Source organism: Pseudomonas sp. Irchel s3h17, from assembly GCF_900187505.1.
Classification (GTDB): domain Bacteria; phylum Pseudomonadota; class Gammaproteobacteria; order Pseudomonadales; family Pseudomonadaceae; genus Aquipseudomonas.
Window position 1 is genome coordinate 12695 of sequence record NZ_FYDL01000028.1, and the last position, 19179, is coordinate 31873.

At 62.8% G+C, this 19179-nt stretch carries 16 protein-coding genes; 12 read left to right on the forward strand and 4 right to left on the reverse strand.

The genetic code is table 11. The features are described from left to right. Positions 1 to 69 precede the first annotated feature (69 nt). The 3 genes from CKW25_RS25195 (at position 70) to CKW25_RS25205 (ending at position 2794) form a co-directional block, all read left to right on the forward strand. Positions 70 to 852, forward strand: coding sequence for a sulfite exporter TauE/SafE family protein (locus CKW25_RS25195; RefSeq protein WP_095083611.1), 783 nt, complete (start codon positions 70 to 72; stop codon positions 850 to 852). 82 nt (positions 853 to 934) lie between these two features. Then, positions 935 to 1759, forward strand: coding sequence for a prolipoprotein diacylglyceryl transferase (lgt, locus tag CKW25_RS25200; RefSeq protein ID WP_095083614.1), 825 nt, complete (start codon positions 935 to 937; stop codon positions 1757 to 1759). Between the two features lie 63 nt (positions 1760 to 1822). Then, on the forward strand, positions 1823 to 2794 hold the full coding sequence (locus tag CKW25_RS25205) for a thymidylate synthase (protein WP_095083616.1): 972 nt from the start codon (positions 1823 to 1825) through the stop codon (positions 2792 to 2794). Positions 2795 to 2966: 172 nt separating this feature from the next. On the opposite strand, the gene cadR is transcribed toward CKW25_RS25205, so the two are convergent. Then, positions 2967 to 3416 (reverse strand): Cd(II)/Pb(II)-responsive transcriptional regulator, encoded by a 450-nt coding sequence (gene cadR / locus CKW25_RS25210; protein WP_095083618.1) that lies wholly within the window; start codon positions 3414 to 3416, stop codon positions 2967 to 2969. 91 nt (positions 3417 to 3507) lie between these two features. On the opposite strand from cadR, the gene CKW25_RS25215 reads away from it, so the two are divergent. From CKW25_RS25215 to CKW25_RS25245, 7 genes are all read left to right on the forward strand, one after another. Further along, entirely contained in the window at positions 3508 to 5778 is a 2271-nt protein-coding gene (locus tag CKW25_RS25215; RefSeq protein ID WP_095083620.1) for a heavy metal translocating P-type ATPase, read from the forward strand. Positions 5779 to 5794: 16 nt separating this feature from the next. Beyond that, entirely contained in the window at positions 5795 to 6658 is an 864-nt protein-coding gene (locus CKW25_RS25220) for a LysR family transcriptional regulator (RefSeq protein ID WP_095083623.1), read from the forward strand. A gap of 298 nt (positions 6659 to 6956) precedes the next feature. After that, positions 6957 to 8033 (forward strand): putative 2-aminoethylphosphonate ABC transporter ATP-binding protein, encoded by a 1077-nt coding sequence (locus tag CKW25_RS25225; RefSeq protein ID WP_095083625.1) that lies wholly within the window; start codon positions 6957 to 6959, stop codon positions 8031 to 8033. Further along, a complete protein-coding gene (locus CKW25_RS25230; protein WP_095083627.1) occupies positions 8033 to 9757 on the forward strand; it encodes a putative 2-aminoethylphosphonate ABC transporter permease subunit in 1725 nt (574 codons plus the stop codon). Before CKW25_RS25225 ends, CKW25_RS25230 begins: the two co-directional genes overlap by 1 nt. A gap of 52 nt (positions 9758 to 9809) precedes the next feature. Continuing rightward, the gene (locus CKW25_RS25235; protein WP_095083630.1) at positions 9810 to 10835 is read left to right on the forward strand and encodes a putative 2-aminoethylphosphonate ABC transporter substrate-binding protein; all 1026 of its coding nucleotides are present in this window, start codon (positions 9810 to 9812) and stop codon (positions 10833 to 10835) included. A gap of 64 nt (positions 10836 to 10899) precedes the next feature. Continuing rightward, a complete protein-coding gene (locus tag CKW25_RS25240) occupies positions 10900 to 12156 on the forward strand; it encodes a TIGR03364 family FAD-dependent oxidoreductase (protein ID WP_143497482.1) in 1257 nt (418 codons plus the stop codon). Further along, positions 12156 to 12713, forward strand: coding sequence for a phosphonate degradation HD-domain oxygenase (locus tag CKW25_RS25245; RefSeq protein ID WP_095083635.1), 558 nt, complete (start codon positions 12156 to 12158; stop codon positions 12711 to 12713). Before CKW25_RS25240 ends, CKW25_RS25245 begins: the two co-directional genes overlap by 1 nt. Before the next feature lie 94 nt (positions 12714 to 12807). On the opposite strand, the gene CKW25_RS25250 is transcribed toward CKW25_RS25245, so the two are convergent. Continuing rightward, positions 12808 to 14193: a GTPase/DUF3482 domain-containing protein gene (locus CKW25_RS25250; RefSeq protein WP_095083637.1), complete on the reverse strand. Its 1386-nt coding sequence runs from the start codon at positions 14191 to 14193 to the stop codon at positions 12808 to 12810. Beyond that, positions 14186 to 15565, reverse strand: coding sequence for a DUF2868 domain-containing protein (locus CKW25_RS25255; protein WP_095083639.1), 1380 nt, complete (start codon positions 15563 to 15565; stop codon positions 14186 to 14188). The genes CKW25_RS25250 and CKW25_RS25255 overlap by 8 nt, the downstream gene beginning before the upstream one ends. An 85-nt stretch (positions 15566 to 15650) precedes the next feature. Between CKW25_RS25255 and CKW25_RS25260 the strand changes: the two genes are divergently transcribed. Next, positions 15651 to 16163: a dihydrofolate reductase gene (locus CKW25_RS25260; protein WP_095083642.1), complete on the forward strand. Its 513-nt coding sequence runs from the start codon at positions 15651 to 15653 to the stop codon at positions 16161 to 16163. 151 nt (positions 16164 to 16314) lie between these two features. Here the strand turns inward: CKW25_RS25260 and CKW25_RS25265 are convergent, their stop codons facing one another. Next, positions 16315 to 17706 (reverse strand): L-cystine transporter, encoded by a 1392-nt coding sequence (locus tag CKW25_RS25265; protein ID WP_095083645.1) that lies wholly within the window; start codon positions 17704 to 17706, stop codon positions 16315 to 16317. A 240-nt stretch (positions 17707 to 17946) separates the two neighbouring features. Between CKW25_RS25265 and CKW25_RS25270 the strand changes: the two genes are divergently transcribed. Continuing rightward, positions 17947 to 19002, forward strand: coding sequence for a phosphorylcholine phosphatase (locus tag CKW25_RS25270; RefSeq protein ID WP_095083647.1), 1056 nt, complete (start codon positions 17947 to 17949; stop codon positions 19000 to 19002). Positions 19003 to 19179: the final 177 nt, after the last annotated feature.

Sequence of the window (19179 nt, forward strand, 5' to 3'; positions counted from 1 at the left end):
TCGCCTTGCACAGTGGAGCCTTGGCCCATGCATCCGTTACCATGCGGCACTTATTTTGAGGGTGCAGTCATGGAATTTCTGCTCTATCTGGTGTTGGGCGCCTGTGCAGGCGTGTTGGCCGGGCTGTTTGGCGTGGGTGGCGGGATCATTATCGTCCCGGTGCTGGTGTTCAGTTTCACCTTGCAGGGCTTCGATGCATCGGTGCTGACCCACCTGGCCGTCGGCACCTCGCTGGCAACGATCATCTTCACCTCGATCAATGCCGTGCGTGAGCACCAGCGCAAAGGCGCGGTGCGCTGGCCGATCTTCCTCTGGATGACCTTGGGGATTCTCCTGGGTGCCGGGTTCGGGGCGCTGACCGCCGAAGCGATCTCAGGCCCCAACTTGCAGAAAATCATTGGTGTGTTTGCCCTGGTGATCGCGGTGCAGATGGCCCTGGAGCTCAAGCCCAAGGCCAGTCGAACGGTTCCTGGCAAGGTCGGCCTGACCCTGGCCGGCAGTGTGATTGGCTGGGCGTCGGCGATTTTCGGCATTGGTGGCGGCTCGCTGACCGTGCCGTTCCTGACCTGGCACAGCGTGCCGATGCAGCAAGCGGTGGCCACTTCATCGGCCTGCGGCCTGCCGATCGCGTTGGCAAGTGCATTAAGTTTCATGATTCTGGGCTGGCATGACCCCCTGTTACCCGCTCATAGTCTGGGGTTCATTTATCTGCCGGCGCTGCTGGGCATTGCCCTGACCAGCATGCTGTTCGCCCGCTTCGGTGCGCGACTGGCCCACCGGCTGTCGCCGCGGTTGCTGAAAAGACTGTTTGCCGTTTTGCTGTTGTGCGTGGGGCTGAGCTTCCTGCTCTGACGCGCGGCGCAATCCTGGCTTAATCCTGGCGTGACACGGTCACGCCAGGAATTATAGGTTTCAACTCTAACGAGGAGTCGCAATGCTGCCTTACCCGCAGATTGACCCGGTGGCCCTGGCCATTGGCCCGCTGAAAATCCACTGGTACGGCCTGATGTACCTGGTCGGCATCGGTGGTGCCTGGCTGCTGGCGTCGCGCAGGTTGAACCGTTTCGACCCGACCTGGACCAAGGAGAAGCTCTCCGACATGGTCTTCTGGATGTCGATGGGGGTGATTCTCGGTGGCCGTCTGGGTTATGTGCTGTTTTACGACCTGAACGCTTACCTGGCCAATCCGACGCTGATTTTCGAAGTGTGGAAGGGCGGCATGTCGTTCCATGGCGGGTTTATCGGCGTGATGCTGGCGGCGTTGTGGTTCGGTAAAAAGAATGGCAAGTCGTTCTTCCAGCTGATGGACTTCGTCGCGCCCATGGTGCCGATTGGCCTGGGGGCCGGGCGTATCGGCAACTTCATCAACGCCGAATTGTGGGGCAAGGCGACCGACGTGCCGTGGGCCATGGTCTTCCCGGCATTCAGCGACCCGTCGCAGTTGCCGCGCCATCCGTCGCAGCTCTACCAGTTCGCGCTGGAAGGCGTGGCACTGTTCGTCATTCTCTGGTTGTTCTCGCGCAAGCCGCGGCCGACCATGGCGGTATCCGGGATGTTTGCGCTGTTCTATGGCATCTTCCGTTTCATCGTCGAATTCGTCCGCGTGCCGGACGCGCAACTGGGCTATCTGGCCTGGAACTGGCTGACCATGGGTCAGGTGCTGTGCGTACCGATGATCGTCGGCGGGCTGTTCCTGATCTGGCTGGCTTATCACCGCGCCCCGGCCGCTCCGGCCGCTCCGGTTGCCCCGGCCGCCTGATTCGCCGCGCTCTACATTCGAACCCCGGGGCGTTGGCCCCGGGTTCAAGGACACAGGTAATACATGAAGCAATATCTCGATCTGGTCGCCCACGTCATCAAGAACGGCACCAAGCAAGCCAACCGCACCGGCGTGAACACCATCAGCTTTCCCGGCGCGATGCTGCGTTATGACCTCAAGGAAGGTTTCCCGGCGATCACTACCCGCAAGATGGCCTTCAAGTCCGCCATCGGCGAGATGTGCGGCTTCCTGCGTGGGGTGAACAACGCCGCCGAATTCCGCGCCCTGGGCTGCAAGGTCTGGGACCAGAACGCCAACGAAAACGCCCAGTGGCTGGCCAACCCCTTCCGCCAGGGCGAAGACGACCTGGGCGAGATCTACGGTGTGCAATGGCGCAAGTGGCCGGCGTACAAGCAGATCCCGCTGAGCAACCCGGCGGCCATCGAGCAGACCCTGAACCAGGGCTACCGGCAGATCGCCGAGGGCGAGGAAGACGGCCAGGCCTACGTGGTGCTGTACAAGGCCATCGACCAGGTTCGCCAGTGCGTCGACACCATCATCAAGGACCCGGGCAGCCGCCGCATCCTGTTCCACGGCTGGAACTGCGCCCAGCTCGATGAGATGGCCCTGCCGCCGTGCCACTTGCTGTACCAGTTCCACCCGAATGTCGAGACGAAGGAGATTTCCCTGACCCTCTACATCCGCTCCAACGACCTGGGCCTGGGCACGCCGTTCAACCTCACCGAAGGCGCCGCGTTGCTGAGCCTGATCGGTCGCCTGACCGGCTACACGCCGCGCTGGTTCACCTATTTCATCGGTGACGCCCACGTCTACGAAAACCACCTGGACATGCTCAACGAACAGCTCACGCGCGAGCCGTTCCCGATGCCGAAACTGGTGATTTCAGACCGCGTGCCGGAGTTTGCCAAGACCGGTGTGTACCAGCCGGAGTGGCTGGAACTGGTCGAGCCGGGCGACTTCTCGCTGGAAGGTTATGAGCACCACGCGCCAATGACCGCGCCGATGGCGGTTTGATCGTGAGCCATTGTGGCGAGGGAGCTTGCTCCCGCCGGCCGATTCGCGTTCGGGGGTAGCAGTCGCAAAGCCTACGAATGCGCTGTTTCTGAAGGAGTCGGGGTGCAGGTTTCAGGGCTGCCTAGCAGCCCAGCGGGAGCAAGCTCCCTCGCCACAGTTATTGAATCAAGCCTTAATGCCCGTGACTGCGGCCCACATGGGAATGCTCAACCTCCGCCGCCGCCACCCCGCCGCTGACTTCCAGCCGCTGCAATATCCCGCACTGCTCGATATCCGGCTCTTCGCTGCAGCGTTGGCGCAGGTCGAGCAATTGCGCCTGCAGGGCCAGCAATCCGTCGATGCGTGCCTTGACGTGATGGATATGCTCGTCGATCAGCGCGTTGACGCTTTCGCACTGGTCCTGCGGGCTGTCGCGCAGGGCCAGCAGGCTGCGGATTTCTTCGAGGGTCATGTCCAGGGTGCGGCAGTTGCGGATGAACGTCAGGCGCTCGGCGTGGGCCTGGGTGTAGACGCGGTAGTTGCCGTCGCTGCGGGCCGGCTCCGGCAGCAGGTTTTCGCGCTCGTAGTAGCGAATGGTTTCGACAGCGCAGTCGGTCAGTTTTGCCAGTTCTCCGATCTTCATCGCAACAATCTCCAAAAAGGGTGCTTGACCCTATAGTGGCTACAGGGTCTTTACTTGGCAACAGGCACCTTAATGGAATGGACGCGACCTTATGAGCGATTCCCTGCACACCCACAAACCCGGCGCTGAGCACGAGCACAGCCACGGGGCAAAACTTCAGCCTGTGAAAAAACACGATCACGCCAGCCATGGTGGTTCCTGCTGTTCTAGTACAGCGGCACCTGCGGTGGTGAAAATCGGTGAGGCGCCGACTGACGGCGCGCGCCTGAGTCGTTTCCGCATCGAGGCCATGGACTGCCCAACCGAGCAGACGCTGATCCAGAACAAGCTGGGCAAGCTCGAAGGTGTGCAGCAACTGGAATTCAACCTGATCAACCGCGTGCTGGGCGTGACCCATGACCTGCCGGGTACGAAACCGATCATCGACGCCATCAAGGCCATCGGCATGGTGGCCGAGCCGATCGAGGAGGGCGCGGATGCCGATGACAACCGTCCGGCCCCGGTGAAAAAGCACTGGTGGCCGCTGGCGGTGTCGGGCGTCGGTGCCCTGGCCGCTGAAGTGATTCACTTCACCAGCGCCGCGCCGACCTGGGTGGTGGCGATTGTCGCGCTGGTGTCGATCCTCTGCGGTGGTCTGGGTACCTATAAAAAGGGCTGGATTGCCCTGAAGAACCTCAACCTGAACATCAACGCGTTGATGAGTATCGCGGTGACCGGTGCCGTGCTGATCGGTCAGTGGCCGGAAGCGGCGATGGTGATGTTCCTGTTCACCGTGGCTGAGTTGATCGAGGCCAAATCCCTCGACCGTGCGCGTAATGCTATCAGCGGGCTGATGCAGATGACCCCGGAAAAGGTCACTGTGCGGCAGGAAGACGGCAGCTGGGTCGAACGCGAAGCCAAGCAGGTCGATTTGGGTGCACTGGTGAGGGTGCGTCCCGGCGAGCGCATTGGCCTGGACGGCGAAGTCACGTCCGGTAGCTCGACGATCGACCAGGCGCCGATCACCGGTGAAAGCCTGCCCGTCGAAAAAACCGTCGGCGACAAGGTCTTCGCCGGCACCATCAACCAGTCCGGCTCCCTGGAATTCACCGTCACCGCCGCCGCCAACAACTCGACCCTGGCGCGGATCATTCATGCCGTGGAAGAGGCCCAAGGCGCGCGGGCGCCGACCCAGCGTTTCGTCGACAGCTTCTCGAAAATCTACACGCCAGTGGTGTTCGTCTTCGCCCTCGGGGTGGCGCTGATCCCGCCGTTGTTCATGGGGGCGGCGTGGTTTGAATGGATCTACCGCGCGTTGGTGTTGCTGGTGGTCGCGTGCCCTTGTGCACTGGTGATTTCCACCCCGGTGACCATCGTCAGCGGCCTGGCGGCCGCGGCGCGCAAAGGCATCCTGATCAAGGGCGGTGTGTACCTGGAGGGCGGCTACAAGCTGGATTACCTGGCGCTGGACAAAACCGGCACCCTGACTCACGGCAAGCCGGTGCAGACCGATTACCTGTCTCTGGATCCCACGATCGATGGCACCGCTCAGGTGTTAGCCGCCAGCCTGGCTGGGCGTTCCGACCACCCGGTATCGCTGGCCATTGCCAATGCGGCTGTGGATAAGCAGCTCCCCCTGCGCACTGTGGATAACTTCGAGGCACTGACCGGGCGGGGTGTGCGTGGCGAAATCGACGGCCAGCTCTACCACCTGGGCAACCACCGTCTGGTGGAGGAATTGGGCCTGTGCTCGCCAGCCCTGGAAGAAAAACTCTTCGCCCTGGAAAAGCAGGGCAAGACCGTGGTGCTGTTGCTCGACACCTCTGGCCCGCTGGCGTTGTTCGCCGTGGCCGATACGGTCAAGGACACCAGCCGCGAAGCGATCCGGCAGCTCCATGCGCTGGGGGTGAAAACCCTGATGCTCACCGGCGACAACCCGCACACCGCACAGGCGATTGCGGCTCAGGTGGGCATCGACCAGGCACAGGGCGACTTGCTGCCGACCGATAAGCTCAAGGCCATCGAAGCCTTGTACGCCCAGGGACATCGTGTCGGCATGGTCGGGGACGGTATCAACGATGCACCGGCGCTGGCCCGGGCCGAGATCGGGTTTGCCATGGCCGCGGCCGGCACCGATACCGCGATTGAAACCGCCGACGTGGCCTTGATGGACGACGATCTGCGCAAGATTCCGGCGTTTATCCGGCTGTCGCGCCAGACCTCGAGCATCCTCACGCAAAATATCGCGTTGGCCCTGATCATCAAGGCGGTCTTTCTTGGGGTAACCTTCTTCGGCCTCGCCACCATGTGGATGGCGGTGTTTGCCGACATGGGCGTGGCCTTGTTGGTGGTGTTCAATGGCCTGCGCCTGCTGCGCAAGTAAATGAAGAGAGGGTGATGTGCTGAGTGCCGAGCTGAAGGCGTTTTACATGGTCGCGCGTCTGGGCAGTATTACCCTGGCGGCGAAAAAGCTCGGCCTGAGCCAACCGACGGTCACCACCCAGATCCGCCATCTGGAAAGCCAGTATTCGGTGGAGCTGTTCTACCGTGGTGGTCGCCGGCTGACAGTCAGTGACGAAGGCTCGCGCCTGCTGCCGATGGTCAAGGCCCTGTTGCAGCAGGAAGCGGACATCGAGTTTTTCCTGCGCAACAGCGGCCAGGTCCAGGGCGCCCTGCGCATCGCCGCCACCGCGCCGTATTACATCCTCGACCTGGTGAAGACGTTCCGCGAGCGCTTGCCGCAGGTGGAGGTCTCGATGGAAATCGGCAACTCCCAGCAGGTACTGGAAGCCCTCGAGGACTATCGGGTCGACCTCGCGGCCTCCTCGCAATTGCTCGAAGACCCGCGGTTGATCCGCCGGGTACTCGGCACCGATCCCTTAGTGCTGGCGGTGCATCGCAACCACCCGTTGGCGGGCCATGATCATGTCCCGTTGAGTGCGCTGGTCGGTCACACCCTGTTGATGCGCGAAACCGGTTCGACCACCCGGCGCCTGACCGAGGAACTACTCGCCAGCGCCGGGGTGAGTTTCGGCCCGTTGCTGGAAATCGGCAGCCGTGAATCGATCCGTGAAGCGGTACTGCGCAACATCGGCATCAGCATCATCGCCCGCCAGGAAGTGCCACATGACCCGCAATTGCGGGTGCTGACCATCGAAAACGCGCCGCAGATCCCGGAATACCTGTACTGCCTCAAAGAGCGCAAGAATGCCCGCTTGCCCGCTGCGTTCCTGGGGTTGGCGCAGGAAATGGCGCCGGCCTGATGATCGTTCCCACCTTGTGGCGAGAGCGCTTGCTCCCGTCGGCCAGTCCGCGCTCGGGCGCAACAGTCGTAAAGCCAGCGAATGAGTTTTACCTGACAGAACTCTGCTGCTGATTTTGGGACCGCGGTGCGGTCCAGCGGGAGCAAGCTCCCTCGCCACAATGTGCCCGCCGGAAGATCCTGAAGTCTCCAGTAACCCAAATCCCCGAATACCACTATCGGCAGTTTTTGCCTCGCTGCCACATGAACTACGCATTCGCTCCCTAGGATGGCCGTCATCTGCTTGATGAGGTCCGTCCATGAACCACTCGAACGCAATTGCCCAGGCTGTCCCCGGCATCCCGATGAAGGTGCGCGGCATTGAAAAGCGTTTCGGCGCTTTCACCGCGCTGGATAACGTTTCGCTGGATGTCCAGGCCGGTGAGCTGGTGTGCCTGCTCGGGCCGTCGGGTTGCGGCAAGACCACCTTGCTGCGCTGCATCGCCGGCCTGGAGCGCCAGGATCATGGCCAGTTGTACCTCGGTGAGCGCGACGTGTCCTTGCTGGCACCCCAGGCTCGGGACTACGGGATTCTGTTCCAGTCCTACGCGTTGTTTCCCAACTTGACTGTCGAAGCCAACATTGCCTACGGCCTGGCCGGCAGCGGCCGTGAGGAAGTGCGCAAGCGGGTGGCGCAGATGCTGGAGCTGGTGGGCCTGATCGGCAGCGAGAAAAAATACCCCGGCCAATTGTCCGGTGGTCAGCAGCAGCGCGTGGCACTGGCTCGCGCCCTGGCACCGGCGCCATCGTTGTTGCTGCTGGACGAGCCGATGTCGGCGCTCGATGCGCGGGTGCGCGAGCACCTGTGCACCGAGTTACGCCAGTTGCAGCGCAACCTCGGCATCACCACCCTGATGGTTACCCATAACCAGGACGAGGCCATGCTGATGGCCGACCGCATTGCCGTGATGAACAACGGCAAGGTCGAGCAGTACGCCACCCCCCAGGAAATCTACAACCGTCCTGCCACTCCTTTCGTGGCCGAGTTCGTCGGGCAGGGCAACTGGTTGCCGTTCCAGCGAAACAGCGACAGCCATGCGCAGGTCGGCGGGATGAACGTGCGCCTGGCCGACAACGTCAGCAAGGCCGCGTCGGGACGGCTGTTCTGCCGCCCGGAAGCCATCAGCATCAACCCGTTGGTGCATGAGGAAAATCTGTTCCCGGCCAGGGTTCGCGAGATCACCTTCCTGGGCAATCGCTGCCGGATGAGTTTCGAACTCAATCATCTGCCCGGCCATGCGCTGCTGGCCGAGTTGGCGCCCGAAGCCATGCCGCGCCTCGGCGCGCAGGACATCATGGTCGCCCTGCCGCCGCGCAGCCTGCAGGTGTTTGCCTGATGAGCGCGCAGATTGCCCTGCCGATACCGCGCAAGCAGGTTCGGCAGAGCTCCCGCGCCGAGATCGGTGACCGGGTGTTCGTGGTCGGTGGCAAGCTGTTGCTGCTGTGCCTGCTCAGCGTCGCGGTACTGATGCCGCTGCTGGCCATCTTCTGGCGCGGTTTCAGCAACGACGCCGGGCAGGGCGGTGGCCTGGTGGCCGCCCGCGAACTGCTGACCAGCGCCAATTTTCACTGGTTGCTGGGCAACAGTCTGAAAGTGTCCCTCAGCGTGGCGGCCATCGTCGTGCCGCTGGCCTACCTGTTTGCCTACGCCCTGCAACGCACGCTGATTCCCGGCAAGGCGATCTGGCGGGGCCTGTCGCTGCTGCCACTGATGGCGCCGTCGATGCTGCCCGGTATCGCACTGGTCTATCTGTTCGGCAACCAGGGCTTGTTGCGCGGACTGCTGTCAGAAAACATCTACGGCTTCTGGGGCATCGTCCTGGGTGAAGTGATCTACACCTTTCCCCACGCCTTGATGATCCTGCTGTCGGCATTGTCCCTGGCCGATGCGCGCCTGTTCGATGCCGCCTCGAGCATGGGTGCCAGTCCGGCCAAGGCGTTTCGCAGCATCACCTGGCCGGCGACCCGGCAAGCGGTGTTCGCTGCGTTCTGCCTGGTGTTCACCCTGACCATCACCGATTTCGGGGTGCCGGTGGTGGTCGGTGGCGACTATCAAGTGTTGGCACTGGAAGCCTACAAGGCCGTGGTCGGCCAGCAACAATTCGGGCGCGGAGCCTTGATCGGCATGGTGCTGCTGTTGCCAGCACTGCTCAGCTTCGCGGTTGACGCCTGGTTACGCCGTCGCCATGGCGATTCCATGAGCGGCCGGGCGCAAGTCTTCCAACCGGCACCGTCACGCCTGCGGGACGGCTGCTACCTGGCCATCGTGCTGCTGGTCTGTGCCGCGCTGCTGTTGGTGTTCGGCATGGCGGTGTACTCGTCGCTGGTGAAATTCTGGCCGTACAACCTGTCGCTGTCGTTCAAGCACTACCAGTTCGGCGACACTGCCGGCGGCGGCTGGCTGGCCTACGGCAACAGCGTGAAGATGGCCCTGTGCACGGCGTTGATCGGCAGCGTGTTGATCTTCACCGGCGCCTACCTGATGGAAAAAACCCGTGGCCAGCGCGGCCTGAACCTGGCGCTGCGCATGCTCAGCTTCGTCCCGATGGCGGTGCCCGGCCTGGTCCTGGGCCTGGGCTACGTGTTCTTTTTCAACCTCAGCGGCAACCCGCTGCACGTGCTCTACGGAACCATGACCTTGCTGGTGGTATGCACCATTGCCCACTACCTGACCACCGCGCAAATGACCGCGACCACCGCGCTACGCCAACTCGACGCGGAGTTCGAGGCCGCCGCGCTGTCGCTCAAGGCGCCGCTGTACCGCCACTACCTGCGCGTCACGGTGCCGATCTGCCTGCCGGCGCTGCTGGACATCGTGCGCTACCTGTTCGTCTCGGCCATGACCACCGTCTCGGCGGCGATCTTCCTCTACAGCCCCGACACCATCCTGGCGGCGGTGGCGGTGCTGAACATGGATGATGCCGGCAACGTTGGCGGCGCAGCCGCGATGTCGACCCTGATCCTGTTCACCTCGGCGGGTGTTTCCTTGCTCCTGGCCTGGGCTTCGCGCGGCTTGCTGCGTCGCTCCCAGGCCTGGCGGCAGACCGCGCCCGGCAACTGATAGCCCTCACACCAAACAACCCTTCTGATCCGCACTTGAAAGGAACCGCACCATGTTCAAGCCCTTGGCTCTAGCCGCTGCTGTCCTCACTGCTTTCAGCATGAACGCCTTCGCCGCGAAAACCGAACTGACGGTGTACACCGCCCTGGAGGCCGAGCAGCTGAAAACCTACAAGCAGGCGTTCGAGGCGGCCAATCCGGACGTCGAGATCAAGTGGGTGCGCGATTCCACCGGCATCATCACGGCCAAGCTGCTGGCCGAAAAAGCCCGTCCGCAGGCCGACGCGGTCTGGGGCCTGGCGGCGTCGAGCCTGGCGATCCTTGACCAGCAGGGCATGCTGCAAAGCTACGCACCGAAGGACCTGGGCAAGATCGGCGGCAACTACCGCGATGCCGCCAACCCGCCCGCCTGGGTGGGGATGGACGTGTGGGCCGCGACCATTTGCTTCAATACCGTCGAGGCCGAGAAGCAAGGGTTGACCAAGCCGGTGAGCTGGCAGGACCTGACCAAGCCGGAATACAAAGGCAAGATCGTCATGCCGAACCCGGCTTCGTCCGGCACTGGTTTCCTCGATGTCAGCGCCTGGCTGCAAACCTTCGGCGAGAAGCAGGGCTGGCAGTACATGGACGACCTGCACCAGAACATCGGCCAGTACGTTCACTCCGGCTCCAAGCCGTGCAAGCTGGCCGCGGCGGGTGAGTTCCCGATCGGTATTTCCTTTGAATACCCGGCCGTGCAGCTCAAGCGTCAGGGCGCGCCACTGGACATCGTCCTGCCGAAAGAAGGCCTGGGCTGGGAAATCGAGGCCACCGCCGTGATCAAGGGCACCCCTCATGAAGAGGCGGCGAAGAAACTCGCCGACTTCTCCGCCAGCCCTGCCGCGATGGAGCTGTACAAGGAAAACTTCGCGGTGCTGGCGCAGCCGGGTATCGCCAAGCCACAGACCGAACTGCCGGCCGACTACGAGCAGCGCCTGATCAAGAACGACTTCGCCTGGGCCTCGAAAAATCGTGACGAGATCCTCAGCGAATGGCGCAAGCGTTATGACGGCAAGTCCGAGAAAGTCGCTGCCAAATAGCTGATGCAAATCCCTGTGGCGAGGGAGCTTGCTCCCGCTCGGCCGCGCAGCGGTCGCAAAACCGATGAATGCATTCCTCCTGAAGGGCTTCGTTAGCTGGTTTTGGGACTGCTTTGCAGTCCAGCGGGAGCAAGCTCCCTCGCCACGGGGGATCTCAGTCGTGCTCAAGCTTTTTCAGGACATGAACATGGAAAATCACAGCGACATTCTGATCGTCGGCGCCGGAATCCTGGGTCTGTCTCATGCTTATGCGGCGGCCCGCCGCGGTTTGAAGGTCAGGGTCTTCGAACGCAGCGCCACGCCTTTGGGCGCCTCGGTGCGCAATTTTGGCCAGGCTCTGGTCACGGGCCAGCCGCCTGGCCAGATGCTCGAGCTGGCCAAGGCCAGTCGCGAGATCTGGGGCCGATGGGCACAGCTTGCCGGTTTGCCGCTCAAGCGCAACGGTTCGTACCTGTTCGCTCGAACCGAAGCCGAGGAACACTTGCTGGAAGCATTCTGTGAGGGGCGCGCCGTCGAGCACGGTTACCGTGTCGAACTGCTGCGCGGTACCGCGCTGCGCAACCTGTACGGCGGCCGGTTCAGTCACCACCGCGCAGCCTTGCATGGCCTGGATGACCAGCAGCTGTACTCGCGCGAAGCGATCCCGGCCTTGATCGACTACCTGCGTCGCGACCTTGGCGTGGCGTTCCACTTCTCGACCCTGGTGCGCGATGTCGAACCCGGTCGTGTACGCAGCACGGCGGGCAGCTTCACCGGCGAGCAGATCATCGTCTGCTCCGGCCATGACTATCAGACCCTGCTGGCCGATTCGATCGCCGCGCTCAAGCCGCAAATCTGCCGCCTGCAGATGCTCCGTGCCCGGCCGCAGGCCAACCTTGACCTGCAACACGCCTTGCTCACCGGATTGAGTTGCGTGCACTACGGCGCCTTCGCCGACTTGCCGCAAGCGCAGGCGGTGCGGGCGCAGATCCTGCGTGAAACACCCCACCTGCATGAACAGGGTATTCACCTGTTGATCAGCCCGACACCCCATGGCGAACTGATCATCGGCGATTCCCACCACTACGGCAGCGACCCGTCACCGTTCAATGCCGAGCAAGTGGACGACTGGATGATCGAGCTGGCCGAGCAGACGCTGGGTTGCAAAGTGCAAGTGGTCGAACGCTGGCAGGGCGTCTATGGCGCTCAAGGGCCGGCACCCTTTTCGTTTTTGCAGGCGGCGCCCGGCGTGCATGCGGCATTGATGCACACCGGCGTGGGCATGAGTGTCGGGCCGGCAATGGCCGAACGTAATCTCGGAACGCTATTGGGGGAGCACTGATGGGCCGCAATGAGCAGGTGATTGCCGAGGTGTTCGGCTTGTACGAGCGCTTGGGTGCCAGTGACTACATCGGCGAGCCAGTGTCACAGATCGAGCACATGTCCCAGGCGGCGGAGCTGGCCATGGCCGAGGGGTTCGACGATGAAGTGATACTGGCGGCGTTCTTCCACGACATCGGGCACCTCTGCGCCGAGAATGCGGAGAACATGGGGGGCTTCGGGGTGGTCAGCCATGAACGCCTCGGCGCCGACTACCTGCGTTGCCTGGGTTTTGGCGAGCGCATGGCGCGACTGGTCGAGTATCACGTCCAGGCCAAGCGCTACCTGACGCTGACCGAGCCGGGGTACTACGAGCGCCTGAGCGAAGCCAGCCGTCGTACGCTGGAGTATCAGGGTGGGGTGATGACGCCCGCCGAAGCCGAAGCGTTCAAGCAAGACCCACTGTGCGCCGTCAGTTTGCGCATGCGTCAGTGGGATGAACAGGCGAAGGAAATGGCGGTTCCCGTGATGGATCTGGCCGTGTTGAAGGCGAAGGCATTGCGCCTATTGGCCGTGTAGCGCCCGGCTTTTTCCCACAGTGATGGTGTGCGTGCTCGAGATTCCCTGTGGGAGCGGGCTTGCCCGCAAAGAGGTCGGCACAGGTGCTCGAGACTCAAGCCTCGATCACCTTCTGCGCCAACACCTCGATCTGCTCCTGGCGTTCCGCCTGGCTCAACTTTGCATGGGGATTGAGCGACGACCATTGCGGATGGGCCCGCGCCTTCGTCAGCGCTTCTGGCAACTTGCCTTCGCGCCAGCTTTTATCCTGCGGCGTATCCACCTTGATGCTGTCCATCGCCGCATGTCCACGCCGGTTCAGCGCCTGCAGCAATTGCCGCTGACGCAACGCCAGCAGGCGCAGCACGCTGTCATCGACGGTCAACTCACGTTGCCCTTTGATCTTGCCCAGCAAACGACTGCCATAACTGCGCGCGGTTTGCAGGGCGCCGCCGGCAATCGCACCGGCCAATGCCGCTGCGCCGAGGGTCAGGCCGCCGACCAGCAAGTCCACACCGGCCCCGGCCGCCGCTCCCGCCGCGATCCCGCCGCCGACCCGCACCCCCAGTTGCTTGAGGGTTTCGGGGTTGAACAGGTCATCGCCCCAGCGGCCATCCAGCAGGGGTAAATCGCTGGCGGCGGCGTCCTGTGGGCGAAAGGCATAGAGTTTGAGCAGCGCCTCGACGCAGCGTTGTTCGCGCTGACGCACGGCTTTGCGCAGTTCGCTGATGGCCTGTTGTTCTTGTTCGGCCTCACTGGCCACGCTGCGCCGGCAGGCCGCGCAGTCGATCAGCAGTTCGGCGATCAAGCGTGCCGCACTGTGCCGGCGGACTTCACGTTGTGCCTGCTGGTCGGCGATCAGACGCTCAAGCTGGCCGCGAGCGTTTTCCAGCAGCAAGGCCAGGCTTTCATACAGCCGGCGCTCGCCATCCTCGGGCGGTGCCACGCTGTCGAAGCGCACCAGCGCATGCAACCCCAGGCGGGCCAACGCTTCGCGCCAGTCCGGCTCGCGGTGATTGGCGCTGCTGACGAAGTTCAGCACCGGCAGCAGCGGTTTGCCGCAGCTGGCCAGCACCTCCAGTTCGTCACGGTACTTGGCCAGCACCGGCTCGCGGGCATCGATCACATACAGCCCGGCATCGGAGGCCAGCAACTGGCGCAGGACCTTGGCTTCCTGTTCAAAGCGTTGTCGCGCCTCGCTGCCCTCCAGGAACCGCGCCAGCCGCGCCGGACCGTCGAGGCGTTCGCCGGGGCGCTCCAGCTGCTCCAGGTAGTCGAGCAGGGCGATGGCGTCTTCCAGCCCCGGTGTGTCATAGAGTTCGAGCAAGGCCTCGCCATCCACCGATAACCGGGCACCTTCGACATGGCGGGTGGTGCTGGGGCGATGGGACACCTCACCGAACCCGACATCCCGGGTCAGGGTACGCAGCAAGGAGGTTTTGCCGACGTTGGTGTGGCCAACCACGGCGAGCTTCAAGGCTCTGTTTTTAGCCTCAGTCATGACCCGACTCCAGCCAGTTCATCGGCGCGCACTCGGCGACGGGCAACTGCAGCTGTTGCAGCGCTTCATGCCAGTCACCCAGGCGCTCGGCGTCCAGTGCCTGGCCCGTCGGGGCTTGCAGCAACCAGACGCGGGTGGCGCTGGCGCAACGGGCAAGCTCGGCGATCAGCGCCAGGCTGCCACGATCCGGCGAGCGCCGGGGGTCGCAGGCAATGGCCAGGCGCGCCGGTGGGAAGCGGGTCAGTTGTTCCAGGAGCTTATGTCGCGACTCGCGGCTGTCGAGAATGCCGGCGTCTTTGACGTTGCCGGGCAGTTGCGGTGGCCACGGACGCTGGTCGTCCAGTTCGATGGCGACCAGCAATGCACCGTCACTGTCCAGGGCGCTGGCGCCACCATTGACCGGATGCAGCTGTTCTGGGGCGGCATCGTTGACTCCAAGGCGTTCGCTGCTGGGCATCAAGCGTTCGCGCAGTTGCGCGTAGCCGGGCAGGGTCAGGTCCAGGTGCAGACCTGCGCGTGCGCTTGTCCAGCGCCACAGGCAGAACAGTGCCAGCAGCAGCCGCGGCACCACGCCGTACACCAGCACCACGCCGACCAGCCAGCCCGCCCAGGCTTGCCGGGCGCTTTCAATGTTCAGGGCGGCATCGCCGCTGGCGCGGATCATCTCCACGGTCGGTACGCTGAACCCCAGCAGCGCGGGCAGGGCGCCGAGGGCCTGGGTCATGGCGACGAACGTCTCGCCACTGAGGATGGTGGTCTCCCAGACGAACCCGTAGCGCCGGGTTGCCATCAGCGTCAGCACGATGACCAGGGCGCTGAGCATCGCCACCAGCCACAGGCCGTTGACCAGCATGCCGAGCACCCAGCGATTGAGCTTGCGGCGTTGCAGCAACAGCAGCAGGGCGGGCGCCAGGTGTACGGTCTTGGCGTCGCGGGCCAGCCTTTCGCTGAGCCACAGCCACAGGCGTCCGAGGGTGGCACCGTAGTCACCGGCCAGGACCAGGCCGAAGGCCCAGCTCAACAGCAGCATCAGGTTCAGCCCGAGCAGACTGCCCAGGGCCCAGAATACGTTGACGGGAGACTGGCCATCGCCCAGCGCGGCAAACGCCAGGCCGGCACCGCTGATGACCGCCAGCGCGGCCAGCACGATCAGCGCCAGCCGCGCCCCTTGCAGCCAGTGATGCAGGGCACCGGTCAGGCCATCGCGTTCGGCCAGCCAGAGTGCCCGGGCCGCAAGGCGGGTCGACAGGTCGCCACCGGCGTTGCGGGCCAGGCGGCTGGCTTCGGTATCTTCCAGGGCACCGGCGTGCTCCTCGCGCAGGCGCACGGCTTCCGTCAGCCAGAGTGTTTGCAGGGGTGTCAGTTCAGTCACGCGTCATCCCGTCGCTTAAGTGAGTGGTGAGCATAACCGCTGTGGCGCTTATCGGGGAAAGCGAGGCTCTGGTATCCTCCTCGCCATGAAAAAAACACTCCCCCTCAGCCTGATCGCAGCCCTCGGTGAAAACCGTGTGATCGGCGTCGACAACAGCATGCCCTGGCACTTGCCGGGGGATTTCAAATACTTCAAGGCCACCACGCTGGGCAAGCCGATCATCATGGGGCGCAAGACCTGGGATTCCCTCGGTCGTCCGCTGCCGGGCCGGTTGAATATCGTGGTCAGTCGCCAGGTCGACCTGCACCTGGAAGGCGCGGAAGTCTATCCGTCGCTGGAAGCCGCCGTGGAGCGGGCACACGCGTGGGCGCTGGAGCAGGGCGTCGATGAGCTGATGCTGATTGGCGGTGCGCAGTTGTATGCGCAAGGTTTGGCACAAGCCGATCGGTTGTACCTGACCCGCGTGGCATTGAGCCCCGAGGGTGATGCGTGGTTTCCGGAGTTTGACGTGAAGCAGTGGAAACTGGTGTCGGACACGCCGAATGCGGCTGAAGGCGACAAACCGGCGTACAGCTTCGAGGTGTGGGAAAAAGCTTAGAAACCGTGGCGAGGGAGCTTGCTCCCGCTGGGCTGCGCAGCAGCCCTAACACCAGGCGGTGCGTTCTTTCTGAAAGACCGCATCAGCCTTGTTGGGGCCGCTTCGCGACCCAGCGGGAGCAAGCTCCCTCGCCACAAGGTTGTTCTACCCGTCAAGCGTGCGCCAGCTCCTCGTGCTCATCCGCATGCAGCACTTCTTTATCCGTCTGCTGCATGATCTGGCTGGTGATTGCGCCAGCGGTCATCGAGCCACTGACGTTCAGCGCCGTACGGCCCATGTCGATCAGCGGTTCGACCGAGATCAGCAACGCCACCAGTGACACCGGCAAGCCCATGGCCGGCAGCACGATCAGCGCCGCGAAGGTGGCGCCACCCCCGACACCGGCAACGCCGGCCGAACTCAGGGTCACAATTGCTACCAGGGTCGCGATCCACAGTGGGTCCAGCGGGTTGATGCCCACGGTCGGCGCGACCATCACCGCCAACATCGCCGGATACAGGCCGGCACAGCCGTTCTGGCCGATGGTTGCGCCAAACGAAGCGGCGAAGCTGGCGATCGACTGCGGAATGCCTAGGCGGCGGGTTTGCGCCTCGATGCTCAGCGGGATGCTCGCCGCACTGGAGCGGCTGGTGAAGGCGAAGGTCAGCACCGGCCAGACTTTGCGGAAGAAGCGCAGTGGGTTGATCCCGGCCAGCGCGACCAACAGCCCGTGAACCACGAACATCAGGCCCAGGCCGAGGTACGACACCACCACGAAGCTGCCCAGTTTGATGATGTCCTGCAGGTTGGAACCGGCGACCACCTTGGTCATCAGCGCCAACACACCGTAAGGAGTCAACTTCATCACCAGGCGAACCAGGCGCATCACCCAGGCTTGCAGGGTGTCGATGGCGTTGATCACTTTCTGACCTTTTTCCACGTCATCCTTGAGCAGTTGCAGCGCGGCAACCCCCAGGAAGGCGGCGAAAATCACCACGCTGATGATCGAGGTCGGCTTGGCCCGGGCCAGGTCGGCGAACGGGTTCTGCGGAATGAACGACAGCAGCAACTGCGGGATATTCAGGTCCGCGACCTTGCCCGCGTAGTCGGTCTGGATGGTTTGCAGGCGGGCCATTTCCTGAGTGCCGGCCACCAGGCCTTCGGCGGTCAGGCCGAACAGGTTGGTCAGGCCGATGCCGATCAACGCTGCAATGGCGGTGGTGAACAGCAGGGTGCCGATGGTCAGGAAGCTGATCTTGCCCAGCGACGCCGCGTTGTGCAGGCGCGCTACGGCACTGAGGATCGAGGCAAACACCAACGGAATCACGATCATCTGCAGCAACTGCACGTAACCGTTGCCCACCAGATCGAACCAGCCGATCGAGGCTTTGAGTACCGGGTTGCCGGCACCGTAAATCGTGTGCAGGGCAACCCCGAACACCACGCCCATCACCAGGGCGAGCAGGACTTTCTTGGCCAGGCTCCAGGTGGTGTGGCGGGTTTGTGCCAGGCCGAACAGCAAGGCGAGGAACACCAGCAGATTGAGGATCAGCGGCAGATTCATTGAGACTCCAAAAAGACTTGTGCCAATCGCAGTGCGGGGCGATTGCGAACCGGCAAGCCTAACAGCTTGAAATCTAATGAATTAATACCAAAAACGCATGGCGACTGTCGTTTTTGGAATAAGGGCGTGACGCTGTGGGTTATGCCGGTGACGGAATCAGCATGCAAGCGGTCGCGCCCAGACGAGCACTGTCACACTAATTTGTTAGCGTCGATGGCTTTCATTCAGGGAGAAATGCACATGAAAGTCGCCGCGAACCTGTTAGCCGTCGCCATGTGCCTGGGCCTTGCCGGCCAGGTGTCTGCCACCGATCTCAAGCATTGGCCCGAGGCACAGGCCAGGCAACTGGACGCGATGATCGCGGCCAACGCCAACAAGGGTAACTACGCGGTGTTCGACATGGACAACACCAGTTACCGCTACGACCTTGAAGAGTCGCTGTTGCCGTTCATGGAAAACAAGGGCCTGATCACCCGCGAATCCCTCGATCCCTCCCTGAAACTGATCCCGTTCAAGGACACGGCCGACCACAAGGAAAGCCTGTTCAGCTACTACTACCGTCTGTGCGAACTCGACGACATGGTCTGCTATCCGTGGGTCGCCCAGGTGTTCTCCGGTTTCACCCTCAAGGAACTCAAGGGCTACGTCGATGAGTTGATGGCGTCCGGCAAGCCGGTACCGAGTACTTACTATGAAGGCGACGTGGTCAAGACCATCGAGGTCAACCCGCCGAAAATCTTCACCGGCCAGAAAGAGCTGTACAACAAGCTGATGGACAACGGCATCGAGGTGTACGTCATGACCGCCGCCTCGGAAGAGCTGGTGCGCATGGTGGCCTCCGATCCGAAGTACGGCTACAACGTCAAGCCGCAAAACGTGATCGGCGTGACGATGATGCTCAAGGACCGCAAGAGCGGCGAACTGACCACGGCGCGCAAGCAAATCACTGCCGGCAAGTATGACGAGAAGGCCAACCTGGGCCTCGAACTGACCCCTTACCTGTGGACCCCGGCTACCTGGATGGCTGGCAAGCAGGCGGCCATCCTGACCTACATCGACGAATGGAAAAAACCGGTGCTGGTGGGCGGCGATACACCGACCAGTGACGGCTACATGCTGTTCCACGGCGTCGACACGAGCAAGGGTGGCATTCACTTGTGGGTCAACCGCAAGGACAAGTACATGGCCCAGATCAACGGCATGATGGCGAAGAACGCGGCGGCCCAGGCCAAGGAAGGTTTGCCGGTGACAGCGGACAAGAACTGGGTGATCGTCAAGCCGGAAGACATCCAGTAAGCGTTGCAATGATCGTTCCCACGCGGGAGCGCGGGAACGATCAAAAAAATGGTTCTTCACGGAATCCCGGGAAACACAGAAACAAGAACGCCGATTTGATTGATGATGTTCGTGCGAGCAAACACATCTAACAAACCGGCGTTCTTATGCGTGATATTAATACTTTCCTTCCTTTTT

What these genes read in the sequence shown, in the direction of transcription:
- CKW25_RS25195 (WP_095083611.1), top strand. Translation starts at nt 70, where the DNA reads ATGGAATTTCTGCTCTATCTGGTGTTGGGCGCCTGTGCAGGCGTGTTG.
- lgt (WP_095083614.1), top strand. Translation starts at nt 935, where the DNA reads ATGCTGCCTTACCCGCAGATTGACCCGGTGGCCCTGGCCATTGGCCCG.
- CKW25_RS25205 (WP_095083616.1), top strand. Translation starts at nt 1,823, where the DNA reads ATGAAGCAATATCTCGATCTGGTCGCCCACGTCATCAAGAACGGCACC.
- cadR (WP_095083618.1), bottom strand. Translation starts at nt 3,416, where the DNA reads ATGAAGATCGGAGAACTGGCAAAACTGACCGACTGCGCTGTCGAAACC.
- CKW25_RS25215 (WP_095083620.1), top strand. Translation starts at nt 3,508, where the DNA reads ATGAGCGATTCCCTGCACACCCACAAACCCGGCGCTGAGCACGAGCAC.
- CKW25_RS25225 (WP_095083625.1), top strand. Translation starts at nt 6,957, where the DNA reads ATGAACCACTCGAACGCAATTGCCCAGGCTGTCCCCGGCATCCCGATG.
- CKW25_RS25230 (WP_095083627.1), top strand. Translation starts at nt 8,033, where the DNA reads ATGAGCGCGCAGATTGCCCTGCCGATACCGCGCAAGCAGGTTCGGCAG.
- CKW25_RS25235 (WP_095083630.1), top strand. Translation starts at nt 9,810, where the DNA reads ATGTTCAAGCCCTTGGCTCTAGCCGCTGCTGTCCTCACTGCTTTCAGC.
- CKW25_RS25240 (WP_143497482.1), top strand. Translation starts at nt 10,900, where the DNA reads ATGAATGCATTCCTCCTGAAGGGCTTCGTTAGCTGGTTTTGGGACTGC.
- CKW25_RS25245 (WP_095083635.1), top strand. Translation starts at nt 12,156, where the DNA reads ATGGGCCGCAATGAGCAGGTGATTGCCGAGGTGTTCGGCTTGTACGAG.
- CKW25_RS25250 (WP_095083637.1), bottom strand. Translation starts at nt 14,193, where the DNA reads ATGACTGAGGCTAAAAACAGAGCCTTGAAGCTCGCCGTGGTTGGCCAC.
- CKW25_RS25260 (WP_095083642.1), top strand. Translation starts at nt 15,651, where the DNA reads ATGAAAAAAACACTCCCCCTCAGCCTGATCGCAGCCCTCGGTGAAAAC.
- CKW25_RS25265 (WP_095083645.1), bottom strand. Translation starts at nt 17,706, where the DNA reads ATGAATCTGCCGCTGATCCTCAATCTGCTGGTGTTCCTCGCCTTGCTG.
- CKW25_RS25270 (WP_095083647.1), top strand. Translation starts at nt 17,947, where the DNA reads ATGAAAGTCGCCGCGAACCTGTTAGCCGTCGCCATGTGCCTGGGCCTT.